At 70.6% G+C, this 20,566-nt stretch carries 16 protein-coding genes and 1 pseudogene; 10 read left to right on the forward strand and 7 right to left on the reverse strand.

All coding sequences use genetic code 11. The annotated features are described in order from the left end of the window. Positions 1–137 precede the first annotated feature (137 nt). Entirely contained in the window at positions 138–437 is a 300-nt protein-coding gene (locus BLW84_RS42425) for a DUF2218 domain-containing protein (protein WP_245761768.1), read from the forward strand. Positions 438–728: 291 nt separating this feature from the next. Here BLW84_RS42425 and BLW84_RS42430 read toward each other — a convergent pair whose 3' ends face one another. Then, positions 729–1,133, reverse strand: a complete 405-nt coding sequence (locus BLW84_RS42430) for a hypothetical protein (RefSeq protein WP_093277889.1) — start codon at positions 1,131–1,133, stop codon at positions 729–731. 12 nt (positions 1,134–1,145) lie between these two features. Continuing rightward, the gene (locus BLW84_RS42435; protein ID WP_093277891.1) at positions 1,146–2,099 is read right to left on the reverse strand and encodes a coiled-coil domain-containing protein; all 954 of its coding nucleotides are present in this window, start codon (positions 2,097–2,099) and stop codon (positions 1,146–1,148) included. Positions 2,100–2,414: 315 nt separating this feature from the next. Between BLW84_RS42435 and BLW84_RS42440 the strand changes: the two genes are divergently transcribed. The 9 genes from BLW84_RS42440 (at position 2,415) to BLW84_RS42485 (ending at position 17,848) form a co-directional block, all read left to right on the forward strand. After that, on the forward strand, positions 2,415–3,770 hold the full coding sequence (locus BLW84_RS42440; protein ID WP_245761769.1) for a GNAT family N-acetyltransferase: 1,356 nt from the start codon (positions 2,415–2,417) through the stop codon (positions 3,768–3,770). Between the two features lie 92 nt (positions 3,771–3,862). Continuing rightward, the gene (locus BLW84_RS42445) at positions 3,863–10,936 is read left to right on the forward strand and encodes an amino acid adenylation domain-containing protein (RefSeq protein ID WP_143061310.1); all 7,074 of its coding nucleotides are present in this window, start codon (positions 3,863–3,865) and stop codon (positions 10,934–10,936) included. Positions 10,937–11,015: 79 nt separating this feature from the next. Further along, a complete protein-coding gene (locus BLW84_RS42455) occupies positions 11,016–11,204 on the forward strand; it encodes an MbtH family protein (RefSeq protein ID WP_093277895.1) in 189 nt (62 codons plus the stop codon). Continuing rightward, entirely contained in the window at positions 11,204–12,595 is a 1,392-nt protein-coding gene (locus BLW84_RS42460; RefSeq protein ID WP_093277897.1) for an MDR family MFS transporter, read from the forward strand. Before BLW84_RS42455 ends, BLW84_RS42460 begins: the two co-directional genes overlap by 1 nt. A gap of 97 nt (positions 12,596–12,692) precedes the next feature. Continuing rightward, complete coding sequence (locus BLW84_RS42465) at positions 12,693–13,520, forward strand: siderophore-interacting protein (protein ID WP_093277898.1); 828 nt, start codon at positions 12,693–12,695, stop codon at positions 13,518–13,520. A 91-nt stretch (positions 13,521–13,611) separates the two neighbouring features. Next, the gene (locus BLW84_RS42470) at positions 13,612–14,919 is read left to right on the forward strand and encodes a lysine N(6)-hydroxylase/L-ornithine N(5)-oxygenase family protein (protein WP_093277900.1); all 1,308 of its coding nucleotides are present in this window, start codon (positions 13,612–13,614) and stop codon (positions 14,917–14,919) included. A gap of 259 nt (positions 14,920–15,178) precedes the next feature. Further along, positions 15,179–16,270 carry an LLM class flavin-dependent oxidoreductase gene (locus BLW84_RS42475; protein ID WP_093277918.1) on the forward strand — a complete coding sequence of 364 codons (1,092 nt, stop codon included), beginning with the start codon at positions 15,179–15,181 and terminating at the stop codon, positions 16,268–16,270. A 247-nt stretch (positions 16,271–16,517) separates the two neighbouring features. Beyond that, entirely contained in the window at positions 16,518–16,916 is a 399-nt protein-coding gene (locus tag BLW84_RS42480; RefSeq protein WP_093277902.1) for a DUF3817 domain-containing protein, read from the forward strand. Beyond that, positions 16,913–17,848 (forward strand): heme o synthase, encoded by a 936-nt coding sequence (locus BLW84_RS42485; RefSeq protein ID WP_177226999.1) that lies wholly within the window; start codon positions 16,913–16,915, stop codon positions 17,846–17,848. Before BLW84_RS42480 ends, BLW84_RS42485 begins: the two co-directional genes overlap by 4 nt. A 57-nt stretch (positions 17,849–17,905) precedes the next feature. Here BLW84_RS42485 and BLW84_RS42490 read toward each other — a convergent pair whose 3' ends face one another. The 5 genes and pseudogenes from BLW84_RS42490 to BLW84_RS49645 form a co-directional block, all read right to left on the reverse strand. Then, complete coding sequence (locus tag BLW84_RS42490) at positions 17,906–18,253, reverse strand: type II toxin-antitoxin system PemK/MazF family toxin (RefSeq protein ID WP_093277904.1); 348 nt, start codon at positions 18,251–18,253, stop codon at positions 17,906–17,908. Then, positions 18,240–18,470, reverse strand: coding sequence for an antitoxin (locus tag BLW84_RS42495; RefSeq protein WP_093277906.1), 231 nt, complete (start codon positions 18,468–18,470; stop codon positions 18,240–18,242). Before BLW84_RS42495 ends, BLW84_RS42490 begins: the two co-directional genes overlap by 14 nt. Before the next feature lie 225 nt (positions 18,471–18,695). Next, on the reverse strand, positions 18,696–19,199 hold the full coding sequence (locus tag BLW84_RS42500; RefSeq protein ID WP_177227000.1) for a site-specific integrase: 504 nt from the start codon (positions 19,197–19,199) through the stop codon (positions 18,696–18,698). 190 nt (positions 19,200–19,389) lie between these two features. After that, on the reverse strand, positions 19,390–20,298 hold the full coding sequence (locus BLW84_RS48695) for a hypothetical protein (RefSeq protein ID WP_245761771.1): 909 nt from the start codon (positions 20,296–20,298) through the stop codon (positions 19,390–19,392). Positions 20,299–20,356: 58 nt separating this feature from the next. Beyond that, positions 20,357–20,548, reverse strand: a pseudogene (locus BLW84_RS49645) (DUF4158 domain-containing protein); the annotation flags it as partial. Positions 20,549–20,566: the final 18 nt, after the last annotated feature.

Consider the following 20,566-nt stretch of genomic DNA (forward strand, 5'->3'; position numbering starts at 1 on the left):
GGGCTCCAGCCTTCGGGTGCCGAGTCCCTTTCGAACGTAGCAACGAAAAAGCCCCGAAGGCCGGGCGAGTGAGATCTCGCACCCGGTCACTGCCGCTGGTACTAATTAGGTTGGGCTAACTTAACTTGGGAGGCGTTTTGACGATTCGATCGCAGGCGAAGGTGGGCACCGACAAGCCGTCCCGCTACGCGAAGCAGTTGTCCTCGCACCTAGGCCGGAAGTGCGAGGTGTCCGAGGAACCGGAAGGCATCCGCATCACCCTGCCCGCGGATCGCGGCGCGGGCAGCTGCCTGCTGGTGAGCGAGCCGGACGCGCTCGCCCTGCGCGCCGAGGCGGAGAACGCCGAGGTGCTCGACCGGGTGCAGGACGTGATCGGCCGCCACCTGGAGCGGTTCGGTCAGCGCGACGAGCTGACGGTCGACTGGACGAACGACTGAGTATTAACATTCGCTCGCTACAACAGGCGGCTAGGTCGGTAGCTCCATCTGCTCGACTGCAGTCAGCCGTCAAGCGAGCGGCGTCAGCCGCTTTCTCCTTCGCCACGTTCGCAACTTGCACCGCCGCGGGTTCTCAGACTGTGCCCGCCTTCTGGGCTACTGGGCGAGGCCAGTCCCCGATGCCGCGTATTGGTCATACGTAAGTCGGGGCTCCCACAGTCGAGACGGCGTCTGTAACTCCCGCAGGGGGGCCGCCACTTGCACCGCTACGCAAAATGACGCAAAACGTCACTATTCCTTGCCGATCTCGTCGCGGAGCCGGGCCAGCCGCTGGCGGGACCGGTTGAACTTGGCCTCGAAGTGCTTCTCGAACAGGTCGGTCGGCAGCTCTGGGATCTCCACCGGCTCCGCCGTGCGCTGCTGCGGCGCGACCGGCACCGGCTGGGGCTCCTCGGGCTTCGGCTCGGGCTCCGCCGGTGCCGCCTGATCGGCGCTCGGCCGCCGGGGGATGACCGTCGGCGAGGCCGACCTGGCCGGGGCGTCCGGCGTGCGCAGCGCGTGCCTGCCCTTCGGCACGATCGTCGCTTCGGAGATACCGCTCTCGGCGAGACGTCGGTTCGCCCGTTGCAGCAGTGGCCAGAAGATCAGCGTGGCCAAGGCGAAACCGGTGACGAACATCAGCACGAGCAGTTCCACGAGGTGCTCCGATCAGCTCTGCCGGGCGGGTCCGGGGTGCGGGGCGGCGCCGTTGGTGTGCGCCCGTTCGATGGGGATGGTGTAGGTCTGCACGTCCTCGCGCTGTTCGGGCAGGCGCACCGGCTGCTGCTCGACCTGCTCGACCGGCACTTCCTCCGTGATCTGCCGGGTCTCGTCGTCCGCGATGCTCGGTGCCGTGTCCTGACCGCGCAGGTCGGCTGCGGAGTCGTCCAGCAGCCGGCGGGCGTTGTCCATCGCCGCCAGCACCGAGGTGCGCAATTCCTCCAGCCGGAGCTGCTTGACGCGGATCTCCTCCATCGCAGCCAGCCGCAGCCGCTCGGTTTCGGCGTCCCACTCGCCGCACTGCCGACGGGTGTCGGCGATCAGCGTGTCGGCCTCCGCCTGGGCCGTCGTCATGGTCCGCTTGTACTCGTTGCGGATGTTCTGCCGCAGCCGGTGTTCCCGGGAGCGCAGATCGCTGGCCTTCTGGTCGTGCTCGCGGTGCAGCCGCGCGCGCCTCGATTCGACGTCCGCGACCAGCTCGCTGCACTCGTTGCGCAGCTCGCCCGCGGCTCGCTCGGCTTCGCCGATCAGTTCGCGCGCCTCGGTCTCCGCGGTGCCGCGGATGATCTCGGCCTGCCGCCGCGCCCGATCGCGCAGGGTCTGCACCTCTTCTTCGGCGATCGAGAGCATGTTCTGCACGCGCTGGGAGGCGGCGGGCAGCCCGGTGTCGGAGGATTCGATGCGCTTGAGGCGCTCCTCGGCGGCGTCGAGGCCGCGGCGGGTGTCGTCGCAGAGCTGCCGGAGGTCGGAGTTGAGCTGTGCCGCTTCGTTCCGGTCGATGGTGACCAGTCGCAGCTGGTCCTCCAGCAGTTCCAGGTGCTCGATGACCTGGTGGCGGTTGAAGCCTCGGACCTGGATGTCGAATCCCGGCCGGAGGGGCACGACAGAGTCGGCGTCTTCCATTGGTGAACTCCTCTCCGGACGGTGCGGCCGATTCGATAGCTCGGAGAGTAGGGGCGATGGTGGGTGCTCGCCCAGCGGAAAACAACGATCATCACCGGATCAGGTACAGATGATCAGACGATCAAAACCCCATCGCACCCTCAGGGATCGTGACACGGATTCGTCCACTGTGCTCATTTCGCACGTTCGGCGACGAGTCCGGGCCAGCCGCGCGCCGGGATGCGTCAGTCGGGTGAGGCACGGTCACGAGATCGGGTAGTCAGGTTAGGCTTCGCTCACAGAACGGAACGGATTGCTGTGCTTAGGGAGCGTTGCGTGACGACTGGAGTCGACCTTGCCGGGCAGCCGCACCAGCGGACCTCGGTGCTGCTGCGGCGGTGGCTGGCCGAGACGCACACCCCGGTCGCCGAAGGGCCGCTGCGGTTGACCGTCGGATCGCTGCGCCTGCGCACGGACGTCGTCTACGACTCGCCGACCGGCGCGCACGGCTTCGGTCCGATCCAGGTGCTGGACGCGACGGACGGGCCGGTCGAGGTGGCCGAGCCGGCATTGCTCGCGGCCGCGTGCTCCGCCGACGCGCGCGCCCGGGCGCTGCCCGACGCGCCGATCAACGCCGCCGGCTCGGGCTCGCTGCTGGACTGGATGGTGGACGCCTTGCCGCGCCGCGCGGTCGATCCGCTGGCGCTGCCTGAGGACCTGGTCGCCGTGGCCCGCTCGGTTTCGGATGCCGCGGAGGCGCAGCGCTGGTTGTCCTCGCACGTCGAGGGCCGGTTGCTGCCCGCGGTTCGCGGCTGGGAGCCCGGCGACGCCACCGGTGCGACCGCGGCGCTGCTGACGCGTGGCGCGTTGGCGGTCATCGGGTTGCTGGGGCGGCGCGGTGTCGTGCACGAGGCGGACCTGCTCGCCGCGCTCGCCGATCGGCTGCGGGCCGTCGCCGAGGCGTATCCGGACGTGGAATGGCTGGTCGGGCACTGGTTGACCAGCCCGACGCTGACCGATCTCGCCGCGCTCAACGGTTCCAGGCTGCGGTATCGCGCGGAGTCGGGGGAGATCCGGGTGCAGGGCGTGCCGTTCGAGGTGCGGAACCCGCTGCGGTCGGAGGTTCCGAACGTTCCCGGCGTGCCGATCCCGGAGCTGGGCGCGGGCTGGTCGCTGCGGCCGGTCCGGGTCGAGGGCGCGGACGGCGGGCCGGACGTCGAGCTGGTGCACCGCTGGATGAACAACGGGCACGTCGCGGTCAACTGGGACCAGGCGTGGCCGGTGGCGCAGTGGCGGGACGAGCTGGCCGGTCAGCTGGCCGGTCAGCATTCGGTGCCGTGCATCGTCGGGCTGGACGGGCGTGATGTCGGATACGTCGAGCTGTATCGGGTGCAGCGCGACAAGCTGGCGCGCTGCTACTCGTACGAGCCGCACGACCTCGGTGTGCACATCGCGATCGGCGAGCCGGATGCGATCGGGCGCGGCGTAGGGTCGGCGCTGTTGCGTGCGGTGGCCGAGGGGTTGCTGGCCGCCGACCGGGAATGCGGGCGGGTCGTCGCCGAGCCCAACGTCCACAATGGAGCCTCGGTGGGCGCGTTCGGCAAGGCCGGCTTCGACCGGGCCGCGGAGGTGGGCCTGCCGAACAAGAACTCGGCCCTGATGGTGTTCGCGCGACCCGCGTCGGGTGAGTAGTCCCACGTCGGTCGATGCTCCTGGCGGCTGTACCGCGAAACGGCTGGGAATTAAGGTAAGCCTTGCCTGTTTTGTTGATCGTGGGGAGAGCGATGCCGGGCCGTGCTGACGAGCAACTGCCATTGTCCACCGCGCAGGCTGGGATCTGGTTCGCGCAGCAGCTGGATCGAGCCAACCCGATCTTCAACACCGCCGAGTACGTCGAGGTCCACGGGCCCGTGGACCCGGCCCGGTTCGCGTCGGCGCTGCGCCGGGTGGTCGCCGAGGCGGAGACGCTGCGGCTGCGGGTGGTCGACTCCGCAGGCGAGCCGCGGCAGGTCGTCGACGAGCCCGACGACTTCGAGCTCCCGGTGGTCGACTGCTCGAACGCCGCCGATCCCGACGCGCACGCGCTCGCCTGGATGCGCGCCGACCTGTGGGAACCCGTCGACCTGACGCGATCGCGGGCCGACGGCGGCCGGCTGTGGACCGCGGCGCTGCTCAAGCTCGGCGACGAGCGCTGGTGGTGGTACCAGCGGATCCACCACGTGGCCATCGACGGGTACGGCTTCTCCCTGCTGCTCCGGCGGGTCGCCGAGCTGTACAACGCACCGGACGCCGGGCCGTCGCCGTTCGGCCCGCTGAGCTCGCTGCCTGCCGCGGAACGGGACTACCGGGAGTCGCCGAAGTTCGCCGCCGACGCGGAGTTCTGGCGGGAGCAGTTCGCCGACCACCCGGACGTCGTGTCGCTGGCCGGGGATTCGAGCCCCGTCGCGCACTCCTTCCGCCGGCAGACCGGAACCTCTGCGGCGGGGCGCGCGCTGGCGCTCGCCGGGAGCGAGAGCCGCGCGACCGGGACGCACGCGCTCATCGCCGCCTTCGGCGCCTACCTGCACCGGATGACCGGGGCCGCGGACGTGGTGCTCGGGCTGCCGGTGATGGGGCGGCTCGGGTCGGCGGGGTTGCTGCGGGTGCCCGGCATGGTCGTCAACGTGCTGCCGCTGCGGCTGCGGATCGCCCCGGACACCACGCGCGCCGAGCTGATCTCGCAGGTCGGCAGGGCCATGCGCGAGGTGCACAAGCACCAGCGATACCGCGGCGAAGACCTGCGCCGGGACCTCGGGCTGCTGGGCTCGGACCGGCCGCTGTTCGGGCCGCTGATCAACATCAAGTCCTTCGACTACGAGCTGGCCTTCGACGGCAGCCCGGCGACCGTGCACAACCTCGCGGCCGGGCCGGTCGACGACCTGACCGTCGCGGCTTACCCGACCGGCGACGACGAGCTGCGGTTCGAGTTCGACGCCAACCCGGATCGCTACGGCGAGCCGGAGCTCACCGCGCACCGGGAACGGTTCCTGCGCTTCCTGCAGGCATTCGCGGACTGCGACGGCGACACCCGGGTCGGCCGGATCGACCTGCTCTCGCCGCAGGAGCGCGACCGGATCCTCGACGAGTGGAACGCGCCGATCCCGGGCATCCGGGAGCAGCCCGCGGCGACGCTGCCGCAGCTGTTCGAGGAGCAGGCGATGCGCACACCGGACGCGGTCGCGGTCACCTTCGGCGATCAGCGCCTCGGCTACGCCGAGCTCGACGCGCAGGCCAACCAGCTCGCGCACCACCTCATCGACCACGGCGTCGGGCCGGAACAGCTGGTCGCGCTGGCGCTGCCACGCTCCGCCGAGCTGGTCGTGGCGCTGCTCGCGGTGCTGAAGGCCGGTGCCGCGTACCTGCCGCTGGACCCGGGGCACCCGGCCGAGCGGATCCGCTACATCGTCGACGACGCGCAGCCGACCGTGCTGATCAGCGATGCCGAGCACGCGGCGCGGCTGCCGACGGGCACCACCCGCATCCTGCTGGACGACCCGGGCGAGATCGCCGAGATCGCGCGGCATTCGCAGCGCGACCCGAAGTCGGGCGAGCGCGGGCCGCTGACCGCCGAGCACGCCGCCTACGTGATCTACACCTCCGGATCGACCGGGCGGCCCAAGGGCGTGGCGATCCCGCACCACAACGTGGTCCGGCTCTTCGGCGCCACCGACCCGTGGTTCTCCTTCGGCACCGACGACGTCTGGACGCTGTTCCACTCCTACGCCTTCGACTTCTCCGTCTGGGAGCTATGGGGCGCGCTGCTGCACGGCGGGCGGCTCGTGGTGGTCCCGCACGAGGTCAGCCGGTCGCCGCAGGAGTTCCTGCGGCTGCTCGCCCGCGAACGCGTGACCGTGCTCAACCAGACGCCTTCGGCGTTCTACCAGCTCAGCCAGGCCGACCGGGAGAACCCGGGCACCGAGCTGGCGCTGCGGTACGTGATCTTCGGCGGCGAGGCGCTGGAACTGTCCAGATTGGACGACTGGTACGCCCGGCGGCCGGCATCGCCGAAGCTGATCAACATGTACGGGATCACCGAGACCACCGTGCACGTGTCCTACCTGGAGCTCGACCGCGAGGCGGTGGCCCGCCGCGACGGCAGCCTGATCGGACGCGGCATCCCGGACCTGCGGGTGTACCTGCTCGACGGGTTGCTGCAGCCGGTGCCGCCGGGTGTGGTCGGGGAGCTGTACGTGGCCGGCGAAGGCCTGGCCCGCGGCTACCTCGGGCGGCGCGGGCTGACCGCGCAGCGGTTCGTCGCGGACCCGCACGGCGCGCCGGGCACCCGCATGTACCGCTCCGGCGACCTGGGCAGGTGGCGGCCGGACGGCGGCATCGAGTTCGTCGGCCGCGCCGACCAGCAGGTCAAGGTCCGCGGGTTCCGCATCGAGCTCGGCGAGATCGAGGCACAGCTGCTCGCGCACCCGGCGGTGCGGCAGGCCGCCGTCGTGGTGCGCGAGGAGCAGCCGGGCGATCAGCGGCTGGTCGGCTACGTGGTCGGCGCGGCCGCGGCGAGCGAGCTGCGCGGGCACCTGGCGGAGCGGCTGCCGGGCTACATGGTGCCGTCGGCCTTCGTGCCGGTGGCCGAGATCCCGTTGACGGCCAACGGGAAGCTGGACATCCGGGCGTTGCCCGCGCCGGACTTCGGCGGTGATGCCGGTGGCCGGGAACCGCGCAACGCCGTCGAGGCGACGCTGTGCCGGTTGTTCGCCGAGGTGCTCGGTGTCCGCGAGGTCGGCATCGACGACGGGTTCTTCGAGCTGGGCGGGCATTCCCTGCTGGCCGCGCGGTTGCTGGCGCGGGTGCGCACCGAGCTGGGTGCGGAGCTGACCATCCGCAGCCTCTTCGACCACCCGACCGTCGCGGGCCTTGCCGCGCAGCTCGAAACGGGTGCGCGGCGGCCCGCGCTGCGCCCGGTGCAGCGGCCGGATCGGATCCCGCTTTCGTTCGCGCAGCAGCGCTTGTGGTTCCTGAACCGGTTGGAAGGCAGCAGCGCCACCTACAACATGCCGCTGGTGCTGAGGATGTCCGGCGACCTGGACGTGGCGGCGCTGCGCGCGGCCATCGGCGACGTCGTGCGTCGGCACGAGAGCCTGCGCACGATCTTCCCGGACGAGCTCGGCGAGCCGCGCCAGCAGGTGCTCGACACCGTGCCCGAGTTGACGGTGGTCCGCGTTCCGGCCGCCGGTGATTCCCGGCTCTCGATCGGTGTTGACGACGAGCTCGAAGCCGCGGTTCGGCAGGGGTTCGACCTTGCCGAGGAACCGCCGATCCGGACCGTGCTGTTCATGGCGTCCGAATCGGCTCAGGATCGCGGCGAGCACCTGTTGCTCGTGCTGCTGCACCACGTGGCCGGCGACGAGTGGTCCACTCGACCGCTGGTGCGCGACCTGTCGACCGCCTACGCCGCGCGGGCGGCGGGCACGGCCCCGGAATGGCCGGATCTTCCCGTGCAGTACGTGGATTACACGCTCTGGCAGCGGGAACTGCTCGGGGACGAGGACGACCCGGACGGGCTCGCGGGTCGGCAGCTGGCGTTCTGGCGGCAGGCCCTCGCCGATCTCCCGGACCAGCTGGAGCTGCCCACCGACTTCCCGCGCCCGGCCGTGTCCAGCCACCGGGGCGAGACGGTGCGGTTCGAGCTGGATCCCGCCCTGCACCAACGGCTTCGGCGGCTCGCGGGCGAACACCGGGCCAGCGTGTTCATGGTGCTGCAGGCCGGGCTGGCGGCGCTGCTGACCAGGCACGGTGCCGGCACCGACATCCCGATCGGGTCGCCGGTGGCCGGTCGCGGCGACGATTCGCTCGACGACCTGGTCGGGTTCTTCGTCAACAGCCTCGTGCTGCGCACCGACACCTCCGGGGAGCCGAGCTTCGCCGAGCTGGTCGACCGGGTGCGGCAGGTCGACCTGGCCGCGTTCGACAACGCGGAGCTGCCGTTCGAGCGGCTCGCCGAGGCGCTCAACCCGGCTCGTTCGCTGTCCCGGCACCCGCTGTTCCAGGTGATGCTCGCGTACTGGGGCGCGGCCGAGGCCGTCGCGGCGGACCTGCCCGGGCTCGAGACCACTGTGGACATCGTGCCCGCCGGGGCGGCCAAGTTCGACCTGGCGGTCAGCCTCAGCGAACGCGCCGACGGCGGCGCAGACGGGCTCGTGCAGTACAGCACCGACCTGTTCACCGAGCGCACCGTCGAAGACCTGGCCGCGCGGTTCGTCCGGCTGCTCGCGGCCGCCGTCGACGACCCGGCGGCGCCGATCGGGCGCCTGGACGTCCTGGGCGATGCGGCCCGGCAGGAGGTGCTGGCCTGGGGCGACGCCACCGCCGACGTGGCCGCGGCCGGGACCTTCCCGGAGCTGTTCGCCGAGAACGTCGCGCGGGAGCCGGACAAGCCCGCGCTGATCTTCGAAGACGTGGAGCTCAGCTACCGCGAGCTCGACCGGCGGGTGACCGAGCAGGCGCGGCTGCTGGCCGAGCACGGCGTCGGCCCGGGCGACATCGTCGGCGTGCTGCTGCCCCGCTCGCCCGAGCTGATCATCGGCCTGCTCGCGGTGATGACGGCCGGCGCGGCGTACCTGGCGCTCGACCCGGAGTACCCGGCGGAACGGCTGCGGCACATGGTCGAGGACGCGAAGCCGCGCCTGGTGCTCACCGACGATCTCCGCGCCGACCTGCCAACAACCTTGCTGAGCTGCAAAGATTCTCCTTCCGGGGCGGTCGAGCCGGATAGGCCGGGGCTGGACGACGCGGCGTACGTCATCTACACCTCCGGCTCCACCGGCACCCCGAAGGGCGTCGTCGTGCCGCACCGCGGCATCGCCAAGCTGCTCGCCACCCAGCGCCACCGGGTCGGCATCACCGCCGACAGCCGGGTGCTGCAGTTCGCCTCGCCGAGCTTCGACGTGGCGTTCTGGGAGATCTGCATGGGATTGCTCGGCGGCGGCACCCTCGTCGTGGTGCCCTCCGACCGGCGGGTGCCCGGCGAGCCGCTCGCGGAGTACGCGCGCCGGCACCGCGTCACGCACCTGGCGATCGGGCCGTCGATGATGGGCATGTTCCCGGCCGACACCGAGCTGCCGCCGAACGCAACCCTGTTGTGCGGGGCCGAGAACGTGCCGTCCGAGCTGGTGCTGAGGTGGGCGCGGGACCGGCGGATGCTCAACTGCTACGGGCCGACCGAGGCCACCGTCAACGCGACGCTGTGGGACTGCGATCCCGATGCCGTCGGCAGCACGGTGCCGATCGGCGTGCCCGACCCGGGAGCGCGGCTCTACGTGCTGGACGAGGCGCTCCAGCCCACGCCGCCCGGCGTGGTCGGCGAGCTCTACGTCGCCGGGCACGGCTTGGCGCGCGGCTACCTCGACCGGCCGGGCCTGACCGCCGGGCGGTTCGTCGCCGACCCGTTCGGGCCGTCCGGTTCCCGCATGTACCGCACCGGTGACCTGGTGCGCTGGCGGGCCGACGGAGTGCTGGACTTCGCCGGGCGCGCGGACGACCAGGTGAAGATCCGCGGGTTCCGCATCGAGCTCGGCGAGGTCGAGGCGGTGCTGGCCAGGCATCCCGATGTCGCGCAGGTCGCGGCCGTGGTCCGGGAAGATGTCCCGGGCGACAAGCGACTCGTCGCCTACGTCGTCGGTGGCGGCGACCCGGCCGAGCTGCGGCGGCACGTGGCGGCGTCGCTGCCGGACTACATGGTGCCCGCGGCGGTGGTGTTCGTCGCCGCGTTGCCGTTGCTGCCCAACGGGAAACTCGACCGCCGCGCGCTGCCCGCGCCGGACCTCGGCGAATCCGTCGGCAACGAGATGCCGCGAAACCCGACCGAGGAAATCCTCTGCGGGTTGTTCGCCGAGGTGCTCGGGTTGCCGCGGGTCGGCGTCGAGGACGGCTTCTTCGACCTCGGCGGGCATTCGCTGCTGGCCGCCAAGCTGATCGGCCGCATCCGCGACGCGCTGGGCTTGCGCGTCAACGTCGGCAGCCTCTTCGCCGCGCCGACCGTGGCCGGTCTCGCGGAGCGGCTGCACAGCGGGGGATCGCGCGACGCGCTGGAGATCCTGCTGCCGCTGCGTACCGAGGGCGGCAAGGAACCGCTGTTCTGCGTGCACCCGGCGGCCGGGCTGGCCTGGCCGTTCTCCGGGCTGCTCAAGCACATCGACGCCGATCGGCCGATCTACGGCGTCCAGTCGCGCGGGCTCGCCGAACCGAAGCCCGTCGCGGCGAGCCTGCGGGAGATGGCCGCCGAGTACCTGGAGCACATCCGGGAGGTGCAGCCGTACGGGCCGTACCACTTCCTCGGCTGGTCCTTCGGCGGCGTCGTGGCGCACGAGATGAGCACCCAGCTGCAGGAACAGGGCGAAGAGGTGCGGTTCCTGTGCATGCTCGACTCGTACCCGAAGGACGTGTGGGACGAGCTGCCCACCGAGGAAGAAGCGCTGATGGCGCTGCTCTACATGTCCGGCTACGACCTGTCCGAACTGGGCGAAGGGCCGCTGACCAGGGCCGACGTGATGACCATCCTGTCGGCCGAGGGCAGCGCGCTGGCCAACCTCGAAGAGCACAGCATCACCGCGATCATCGACAACTTCGCCAACTGCGCGGTGCTGGAGAACCGCGCCGACCACGACAAGTTCCGCGGCGACGTGCTGTTCTTCACCGCCACGGTGAACCCGGCCAAGGCCGCGCTGACCGCGCAGATGTGGCAGCCGTACGTCGATGGCACGGTGCACGACCACGACATCGCCTGCGAGCACAAGGACATGACGCAACGCGAACCGCTCGCGGAGATCGCGGCGATCGTCGACCGAGCCCTGACCGAGGTCACCACGTGATCGCGGCCGTGCCGAAATCGCGCCCCCGCCGAACCGGGGGCGCGGTGGGTTTCGGGTGAACATTGCAAGGAGCACGAACATGACCAACCCGTTCGACGCCCCCGACGCGGAGTACTACGCGCTGATCAACGATCAGGACCAGTACTCGCTGTGGCCCGCCGCGATCGACGTGCCCGCCGGATGGAGCGTCGCGCACGGCCCCGCCGACCGGGAGTCCTGCGTCGACCACATCGAGGTGAACTGGACCGACATGCGGCCCGCGCGCTGATGGCGACGGTGCTGCGCGGCGTTCGCCCGCAGGTCGCGGTGTGCGTCTGCTACGTGGCGGCGATGTTCATGAACGGCATGGACGCCACGATCGTCAACGTGGCGCTGCCCGCGATCGGCGCCGAGTTCGCCGTCCCGCCGTCCGCGACCTCGGCGATCAACGTCGGCTACCTGGTCAGCCTGGCGGCGTGCATCCCGGTCTCCGGCTGGCTCGGCGATCGCTTCGGCACGAAACGGGTTTTCCTAGGCGCTTTCGGGGCGTTCGTCGTCGCGTCGGCGCTCTGCGGGCTGGCCACCGACCTGACGCAGCTGACCCTCGCGCGGGTGCTGCAGGGCGCCGGCGGCGGGGTGATGAGCCCGGTGGCGCTGACCATGCTGTTCCGGGCCTATCCGCCGCACGAGCGGATCCGGCTGTCCCGCGTGCTGCTGCTGCCGACGGCGGTGGCCCCCGCGCTCGGCCCGGTGCTGGGCGGCTTCTTCGTCGAGCACCTCACCTGGCGCTGGGGCTTCTACGTGAACCTGCCGGTCGGGCTGCTGGCCCTGCTGTTCGGCGCGTGGTTCCTGGCGGAGCACGTGGAGGTGCCCGGGAAGCGCTTCGACGGGCTCGGATTCGCCCTGGCCGCACCGGGCCTGGGGCTGGTCATGTTCGCGCTGGAGGCGGTGTCGCAGACCGGTCCCGCCTCGCCGCACTTCTGGGCCTGCGGGCTGGCCGGGATCGGCTGCCTCGCGGTGCTGGTCCGGACGCAGTTGCGGGCGGAGCAACCGATGCTCGACCTGAGGCTGTTCGCCGACGCGTCGTTCCGGCGCGGCAGCCTGATCCTGTTCACCTGCGTCGCCGGATTCCTCGGCACGCTCTACGGGTTCACACTGATGTACCAGTCGGGGCTGGGCGCGTCGGCGTGGGAGACCGGGCTGGTGACGCTGCCGAAGGCGATCGGGCTGATGATCGCCTCGCAGCTGGTCGGCTGGGCGCACCGCAGGTTCGGGCCGCGGCGGCTGATCGCGGCCTCGATGCTCGGCGCCGCGGCGTCATTCGCGCTGATGAACGCGATCGGCCCCGGCGATGCCTGGCTCGCCGCGACCGTCCAGCTGGCTTCGGGTTTCTTCGTCGGCGCGGCTTCCGCCGAGTTGCAGGTCGTCGCCTTCGCGACGATCGACAAGTCCGCGACCGGCGGGGCCTCGACGCTGTTCAACGTCCAGCGCCAGGTCGGATCCGCGCTGGGCGTGGCGATCACCGCGTCCGTGCTGGCCGCCGCCGGCACCGACGGGCTCGGCGGCTACCACCTGGCGATGCTCGTATCGGCCGGATTCGCGCTGGTGGGCGTGATCCTCGCGGTGCGCATCGAGGATTCCGCGCAGCAGGGCCGGAAACTCGTCGCCGCGCGGCGGTAGAGATCTGAGCCACCGCGGGGAAGACAACGACCGGCGTCTATGGTTAGGTTAGCCTTAACTGACATGATCACGGGCGGCGGGAAGGAATGCATGACCGATGGGTACCGCGGATCGACTCCGGCGCAAGCGGCCACCGGCACGCGACCTGCAAGTGCTGCGCACGGCTGAACTCAGCCCGTCGATGCGGCGGGTCACCCTGGGCGGGGCGGAGCTCTCGGGATTCCTGGACGAGCACACCGGTCCGAACATCAAGGTCTTCGTTCCGCAGCAGGGGCAGCAGCGCCCGGTGCTGCCCGTGATCGACGAGGACACCGGCCGCTACCGGTGGCCGGAGCAGCACGAGCGGCCGACCATGCGCACCTACACCGTGCGCCGCTACGACGAGGCCAGCGGCGAGCTCGACATCGACTTCGTGCTGCACGGCGAGCACGGCGTGGCCTCCAACTGGGCTCGGCAGGCCCGCCCCGGCGACCGGCTCGGCGTGATGGGGCCGGGCGGCAAGACCTGCCGGTCCGCCGACTGGTACCTGCTGGCCGGCGACGAGACCGCGCTGCCCGCGATCTCCGCGATCGTCGAGAACCTGCCGCCCACCGCGCGCGGCCAGGTGTTCGTCGAAGTCGGCGACTCCACCGGCCAGCAGCACGTCGAGACGCCGCTGGACATGCGGTGGACCTGGCTGCCCAGGGAAGGCGTGACGGCCGGCCGTTCGCGGCGGTTGATCGATGCCGTGCAAGAGCTGGAAGTGCCGTCGGACGTGGACGTTTCGGCGTGGGTCGCGGGAGAATCCGGAATCGTCCGCGGCATCCGGCGACACCTGCGCGCGGACCGCGGCATGGACGCGCACTCCGTCCTCGCCATCGGTTACTGGAAGTACGGCATGGCCGAAACGGAATACCACGACAAGCACAACCACGACCGGGACTGACGACCCGGTCCGGGCCCCGGCGCGATCCAGCGGATTTCGCCGGTAGATCCGGGTGCCCGCGAAACGGTGCCGGCGAAGCTGAGGGGAAGACGTGTCTGCGGTCGACGACAAAATCCACGACGTGCTGGGAATCGGGTTCGGACCGTCCAACCTGGCGCTGGCCATCGCCATCGAGGAGCACAACCGCACCGCGCCCGGGACCGACCGGCTCGACGGCGTGTTCTTCGAACGGCAGGCGGCGTTCGGGTGGCACCAGGGAATGCTGATCGAGGGCACCACCATGCAGGTGTCGTTCCTCAAGGACCTGGTCACGATGCGCAATCCGGCCAGCGACTTCTCGTTCCTCTCCTACCTGCACGACAAGCAGCGGCTGGTCGACTTCATCAACCACAAGACGATGTTCCCGACCCGCGTCGAATACCACGACTACCTGGAATGGGCCGCGACCCGGCTCGACGACGTCGTGCGCTACGACTCCGAGGTCGTCGAGGTCCGGCCCGGGGGAGAGCACTTCGAGGTGGCGGTGCGCCACGGCGGCCGGACGACGGTGCACCAGGCGCGCAACGTCGTGTTCGCGGTGGGGCTCGAAGCGAACCTGCCCGCGGGCGCGGAACTCGGCGACCGGGTGTGGCACAACTTGGATCTGCTGCACCGCATCGGCGAGCTCGACGACGCGCCGCAGCGCTGCGTCGTCGTCGGTGCCGGGCAGAGCGCCGCCGAGGCGACCGAATACCTGCACCGGACGTTCCCCGCCGCCGAGGTGTGCTCGGTGTTCAGCCGGTACGGGTTCAGCCCCGCCGACGACAGCCCGTTCGCCAACCGGATCTTCGACCCGCAGGCGGTGGACGACTTCTACGCGGCGTCCCCGGAGGTCCGCGGCGACCTGATGAACTACCACCGCAACACCAACTACTCGGTGGTCGACCTCGACCTCATCGAGGAGCTGTACTCGCGGGCGTACCAGGAGAAGGTGCGCGGCGAGCAGCGGCTGCGGATCCTCAACGCCTCCCGCGTCACCGACGTTTCGACGCGTTCGGACGGCGTGGCGGTCACCGTCGAGTTCCTGCCCTCGGGCGAGCGGACGGTGCTGGAGTCCGACCTGCTCGTGTACGCGACCGGGTGCCGCCCGCGCGATCCGTTCGGGATCCTCGGCGACGCCGCCCGGTACTGCGCCCGCGACGACCAGGGCCGGTTGCAGGTGGAACGCGACTACCGGATCCGCACCACCGCCGATCTGGAGGGCGGCATCTACCTCCAGGGCGGCACCGAGCACACCCACGGCCTCACATCGTCGTTGCTGTCCAACGGCGCGGTCCGCGCGGGCGAGATCCGCGATTCGATCATCACCCATCGCCCGGCGCCGGAAACCACTCGCGACTACGCGCTGACCCCGGGCTGAAAGCGAGGCCGCGGCGGGTTCCCGATTTTGCCTAAAATTGGGAACCCGCCCGCCGCCCGGCTCGGAACGAGGGGATCGTGAATTCCCGATTTTGCCTAAAATCGGGAGCTCCCGGACGTCGGCGGAGGATTTCCGGGGCGGGGTGGATTCCGATTTTGCCTAAAATTGGGAGCCTTCGTCGGCGTGGGTGCGTTGTAATCGCGGGCACAGCGGGCGTGGCCGGGGAACAAGGGCGATGGCCCGGTGGTTGGGTTTGGCGATGGAGACCGATGTGACGCCGGAGCGCGCCGAGGGCAGCGCGACCTCCCCGCAGGACGATCCGATCAGGGGCGTCGCCCGCGGCGATTCGCCCGTGCCCTTATCCGTGCTCGACCTCTCCCCGGTCGGCGTCGCGCACAGCCCGGCGGATGCCTTGAGCACCACCACCGAGCTGGCCCGCGGCGTCGAGCAGTGGGGGTTCCACCGGCTGTGGGTCGCCGAGCACCACGGCATGCCCGGCATCGCCAGCTCCGCGCCCGCCGTGGTGATCGCGCACCTCGCCGCGCACACCACCAGCCTGCGGCTGGGCTCCGGCGGCGTGATGCTGCCCAACCACGCGCCGCTGGTCGTCGCCGAGCAGTTCGGCACCCTGCAGGCGCTGCACCCCGGCCGCATCGACCTCGGCATCGGCCGCGCGCCCGGCACCGACCAGGCCACCGCCCGCGCCCTGCGGCGCACCACCGGGCCGCTGTCCGCCGACGACTTCCCGCAGCAGCTCGGCGAACTGATCGCCTTCCTCGGCGACGACTTCCCGGTCGACCACCCCTACGCCGCGATCCAGTCCGTGCCGCACGGCCCCACGCCGCCGGTCTGGCTGCTCGGTTCCAGCGGGTTCAGCGCGCAGCTGGCCGGCGAGCTCGGCCTGCCGTTCGCCTTCGCGCACCACTTCAGCGCCCAGAACACGCTGCCGGCGCTGGAGCTCTACCGGCAGTCGTTCCGGCCCTCGGAGGTGCTGGCCGAGCCGTACGCGCTGATCGGCGTGCAGGCCGTCGCCGCCGACACCGACGAGGAGGCGCTGGACATCATCCGCCCGGTCGCGCTGAGCATGCTGCGGCTGCGTCGCGGCATGCCCGGCAAGCAGCCGTCCCGCCAGGAAGCCCGCGAGTACCAGTACTCGGAGCTGGAGCGGAGCTTCCTCGACAGCTGGCTGGCCGACGCCGTGCACGGCGCGCCGGACACCGTCCGGGCCGGGCTCGACGAGCTGCGCGAACGCACCGGCGCCGACGAGCTGATGCTGACCGCCAACGTCCCGGACCGGGAAACCAAGCTGCATTCCTTCGAGCTGATCGCCAAGGCGTACCGGATGATCTGACCGGTCGCCGGTTTTGCTTCAAGCGGCGCAGCCGCTCAGCCCACCCTCGCAGCTTGCACCGCCGCGGGTTCTCAGATGTCGTCTCGGGAGGACAGCCCCGCCGTGGTGTATTGGAATGACCACGAGAACAGGTCAAAGGTGGGCGCCGCCACTCTTGCACCAGGTCCGGCGCAGGTCCTCCTGACGTGTGGCGTACGGTCTATTGACACCGGTCTTTCCAAGCACGAGGCGGGATTGAGGGATTGGCGTGAAGCCTGGTGTGCTGGCGTTCTACCGGATCATGGCGTACGTCACCGCGGTGCTGTTGATCCTTCTCTGCGCGTCGATGGTGCTCAAGTACGGCCATTACGCCGGTCTGTGGGCGGAGGGTTCCGCTACCCAGCAGCTCGGCGAGACGTGGACCTTCCGCATCGGCGTGGCGCACGGCTGGCTGTACATGGTCTACCTGCTCGTCGCCGTGGTCGCCACTACCCAGCTGCGCGCGCCGATCGGCCGGATGCTGCTGGTGCTGCTGGCCGGCACGATCCCGTTCGGCGCGTTCGTCGCCGAGCGCAAGATGACGCACTGGCACGAGCGGCGGATGGCGGGCAAGCCGATCGTCGGGCAGCAGAGCCCCGCGAAATCGGAGGAATCGCGCGCCTCATGACAGCCATCCCTTCCTCGGCCGCGCCCGAATCCGCCCCGCCCGCCGGTCGCCGGCGCAGCGTGCTGGCGGCCTACGTGGCGTTGACCAAGCCGCGCGTCATCGAACTGCTGCTGGTCACCACGATCCCCGCGATGTTCCTCGCGCAGCGCGGCATCCCGTCGCTGTGGCTGGTGGCCGTGACGCTGCTCGGCGGCGCCATGTCGGCCGGGGCCGCGAACGCCCTCAACTGCGTGGCGGACTCCGACATCGACGCGGTGATGAACCGGACCAAGAAGCGCCCGCTGGTGCGCTACGAGGTGCCGCGCCGCAACGCCCTGATCTTCGGCATCGTGCTGGGCCTGGTGTCCTTCGCCGTGCTGTGGCTGGGCGCGAACCTGCTGTCGGCGATCCTGGCCACGGCCGCGCTGCTGTTCTACGTCTTCGTCTACACGCTGGTGCTCAAGCGCCGGACCTCGCAGAACATCGTGTGGGGCGGCGCGGCAGGCTGCATGCCCGTGGTGGTCGGCTGGGCCGCCGTCACCGGCACGGTGGAGTGGCCGGCGCTGGTGATGTTCGGCGTGGTGTTCCTGTGGACGCCGCCGCACTTCTGGTCGCTGGCGATGAAGTACAAGGACGACTACGCGCGAGCCGGGGTGCCGATGCTGCCGGTGGTCGCCACCACGCGGCAGGTGTCCGCGCGGATCCTGGCCTACAGCTGGGCGACGGTGGGCTGCACGCTGCTGCTGGTGCCGGTGACGAGCTGGGTGTACGTGGCGTTCGCGGTGCTCGCCGGGGCGGCGTTCCTGATCGTCGCGCAGCGCATGCACGCGGCGGTGCGCAACGGCCGGGCCTACAACCCGATGAAGCTGTTCCACCTGTCGAACTCGTACCTGGCGCTGCTGTTCGTGGCGATCGCCGTGGACGCCGCGGTCGGCCTGCCGGCACTGGTCTGAGCCTCCGTCACCGGCGGATCCCGGAGTCGAGGCGGCCCGCTACCCGCGCCGGACGAGTCAGAGCCGCAGGTGCAGGCGGAGGGCGTTGTCGAGCTTCTCGAGGGTCTTGGGCGGTAGCGTTCCGATCCGGTTGCCGAGGCGGTTCACCGCCACCGCCCGGATCTGCTCGGCCTGGGCCTTCGAGTCCTTGGGCAGGCCGCATTCGTCGGCCCGCAGGAGCACCTGGAACGGGTGGACCCGGTCGGCGTTGGAGGTCACCGGCACTACGGTGATCACCCCGCGGCCCGCGCGCTGGGCGCTGCGGTTCGCGGCGTCGTTGCTGATCACGACTGCGGGCCGGGTCTTGTTGGCCTCCGAGCCGCGGATCGGTTCGAAGTCGACCCAGTAGAGGTCACCGCGCCGCATCGGCGATCCCGTCGGCGGCCGTCGCGTCCCACAGCGGCGCGTCGTCGCCGGCGTCCCACTCCTCCCAGGCACTGGCGTAGGCGTCTTCCAGATCGGCGCTGCGCAGCAGGGTGATCGCCTGGTGGATCACCGCCGAGCGGGAGGGCGCGCCGATCTGCTGGGCGTACTCGTCGACGAAGCTGACGTCTTCGTCGGTCAGGCTCACACTCACCTTCATACCGCGATGCTACCCGCGTTCCCACCCCTCGTCATACCGGTCGAGGCGCTGCTCCGGAGGTGGCGTTCCGGCAGGTCCGGGGCCGTGAGTGCTTCGGGGCGCGATAGCACCCCGAAACGCGCACGGCCGGAGTGACCAGCGGAAACCTCCGGCGCGGGGCATCAGGGGGTTCCCGTAGTTCTCAGGAAATTTCGGGCGGATATGCCTGACCTGCACTGATTCTGATCAGTGCGTGGTCATGCGGGCGGCGAGTTCCTCCGCGCTGGGTGTCCAGGTGCCGCGTTGGGCGTCGATCTCGTCCAGCCGTCGGTGGGTGCCTTCCTTGGACAGCTTGAGGTACCGCTGAAGCGTGCGGCGGTCCTCGTGGCCGGAGAGGTTCATCAGGTCGGCCTCGGTGGCGCCGTCCTCACCGGCATGGGTGAGCCGGGAATGGCGTAGGTCGTGCAAGTCCCAGCCGCTGCTCGCGGTGCCGAGGTGTCGTTCGGCGGTGCGGTAGGTCATGCGGAACCGCCGGCTGCCCTTGTCGAACTCTCCGGGGCGCGCGGTGCCGTCCTCGGGCACTCGGCGGGTGGACAGGAACACCGGCCCGGTGCGTCGGCGGACGAGGAGCTGGCCGAGCATCCGGGCGGTGCGGATGTCGTAGAGCAGGTCGTCTTCCTTGCCGCCCTTGCGGATCGTGCGGGCGCGGCGGTTGGCGCGGTCGAGGTCCTCGACGTTCAGGCGCAGCACCTCTAACAGCTCGGCTATCTCACCTGAAGGGCCGGAACTATGGTGCGGTTATGAGCGACGCGACTGCGCGGATCCCTTGAAGGACCCCATGACCGGCGACGAGTTCGCGATGTGCCAGGACCCGACAAGTGTGCTGGGCTCGCGCTCGAACAGGGTAAGTACAAGTACCGCCCGCTGACCTTCTCATCGGTCAGAACAGCGTGTCGCGCACGCGCAGCGGCCGGTACCCGGTCGGGCCGAGCTGCGCGAGCTCGCCTTCGATGTCGACCTCGATGGCGCCGAAGAAGTTGATGTTCTCACTGTCAGAGGGTGGGTCAGACCCGCCAGACGGCGTCACCACGAACATCATCACTGCCAGAGGGGAAATCACCAGGTCGCCGCCATCGTCCAGGCGCACCGGGCCGTCACCGGCGGCCAGGACTTCCTCCAGCTCGCCGAGTGCCTCACCGAGCTCGTCCTCGGCTGCGGCCAGGGCGCGGGCGGGGTCGGCGGATTTGCCCACGAGCTGGCAGAACTCCACGCGCTGCGCCGACCACTTGTCCGAGGTCAGCAGGTAGGTGGCGGGGTCGGAGTAGCGCCGCGAGCCGGGCACGTACACATCGCCGGTGCGCAGTCCGTCGCGTAACCCGAGCAGTGTGCACAGCTCCCAGTAGTGCCGGTAGGCACTGGTATTTCCGGACTTGCGCGCGGTGTCGAGGTAGCCGCGCCACCGCGTGGGCACGAACCTATCCGGCGCCTTGTCAGGGACGCGCCGGGCGCCGGTGGCGTTGAGCTCCCGAAGGATCTCCACCGCCTCCAGCAGTCCGGCCGCCGCGGTCCCGCCGGCGAACCGGACAGCGGCCAGGACCTGCGGAGTGAACTGCCGCAGATACCCGTAAGAGCCATCCAGGGCAGCCAGGTGCCCGTGGTCGCGCGGCAGCCGAGGCGCGGTCTGCTCCCGTGCTGACCGTAGGCGGGGCCACCCGATCCGCTCGCCCCGGATCAACCCGCCGATCCGCTCGTCGTCGAGCCCCAGGTCGAAGATGATGTCCAGGAGTTCGTCGAGCAGGGCCTGGCGGTCCTCTCCGGACTTCCCGCGCTCGGTCAGCGCGTCGCGCATCTTCTGCTCGGCCGTACAGCAGCGTGGGCGAGTCGTGCTCCATCGCTTGCGCAAGCAGGAACTCGTCGAGCTCCTTGAGCTCCAGCGTCGACAGCGGGTGCCAACCCAGGTACTGCGCGGCCAGCCGCAGGTGCTCGGTGCGGGTCTTCGCCCGCCGGCCGTAGGACCGCAGCTCGACGGGGTCGATACCCAACTGGTCGGCCAGCCGGGCCACCGCTACCGGCGGTGCGGTAGACACCTTGTCCGGCACGAATCCCAGCCACGGCAG

Source organism: Saccharopolyspora shandongensis, assembly GCF_900106995.1.
GTDB lineage: Bacteria > Actinomycetota > Actinomycetes > Mycobacteriales > Pseudonocardiaceae > Saccharopolyspora > Saccharopolyspora shandongensis.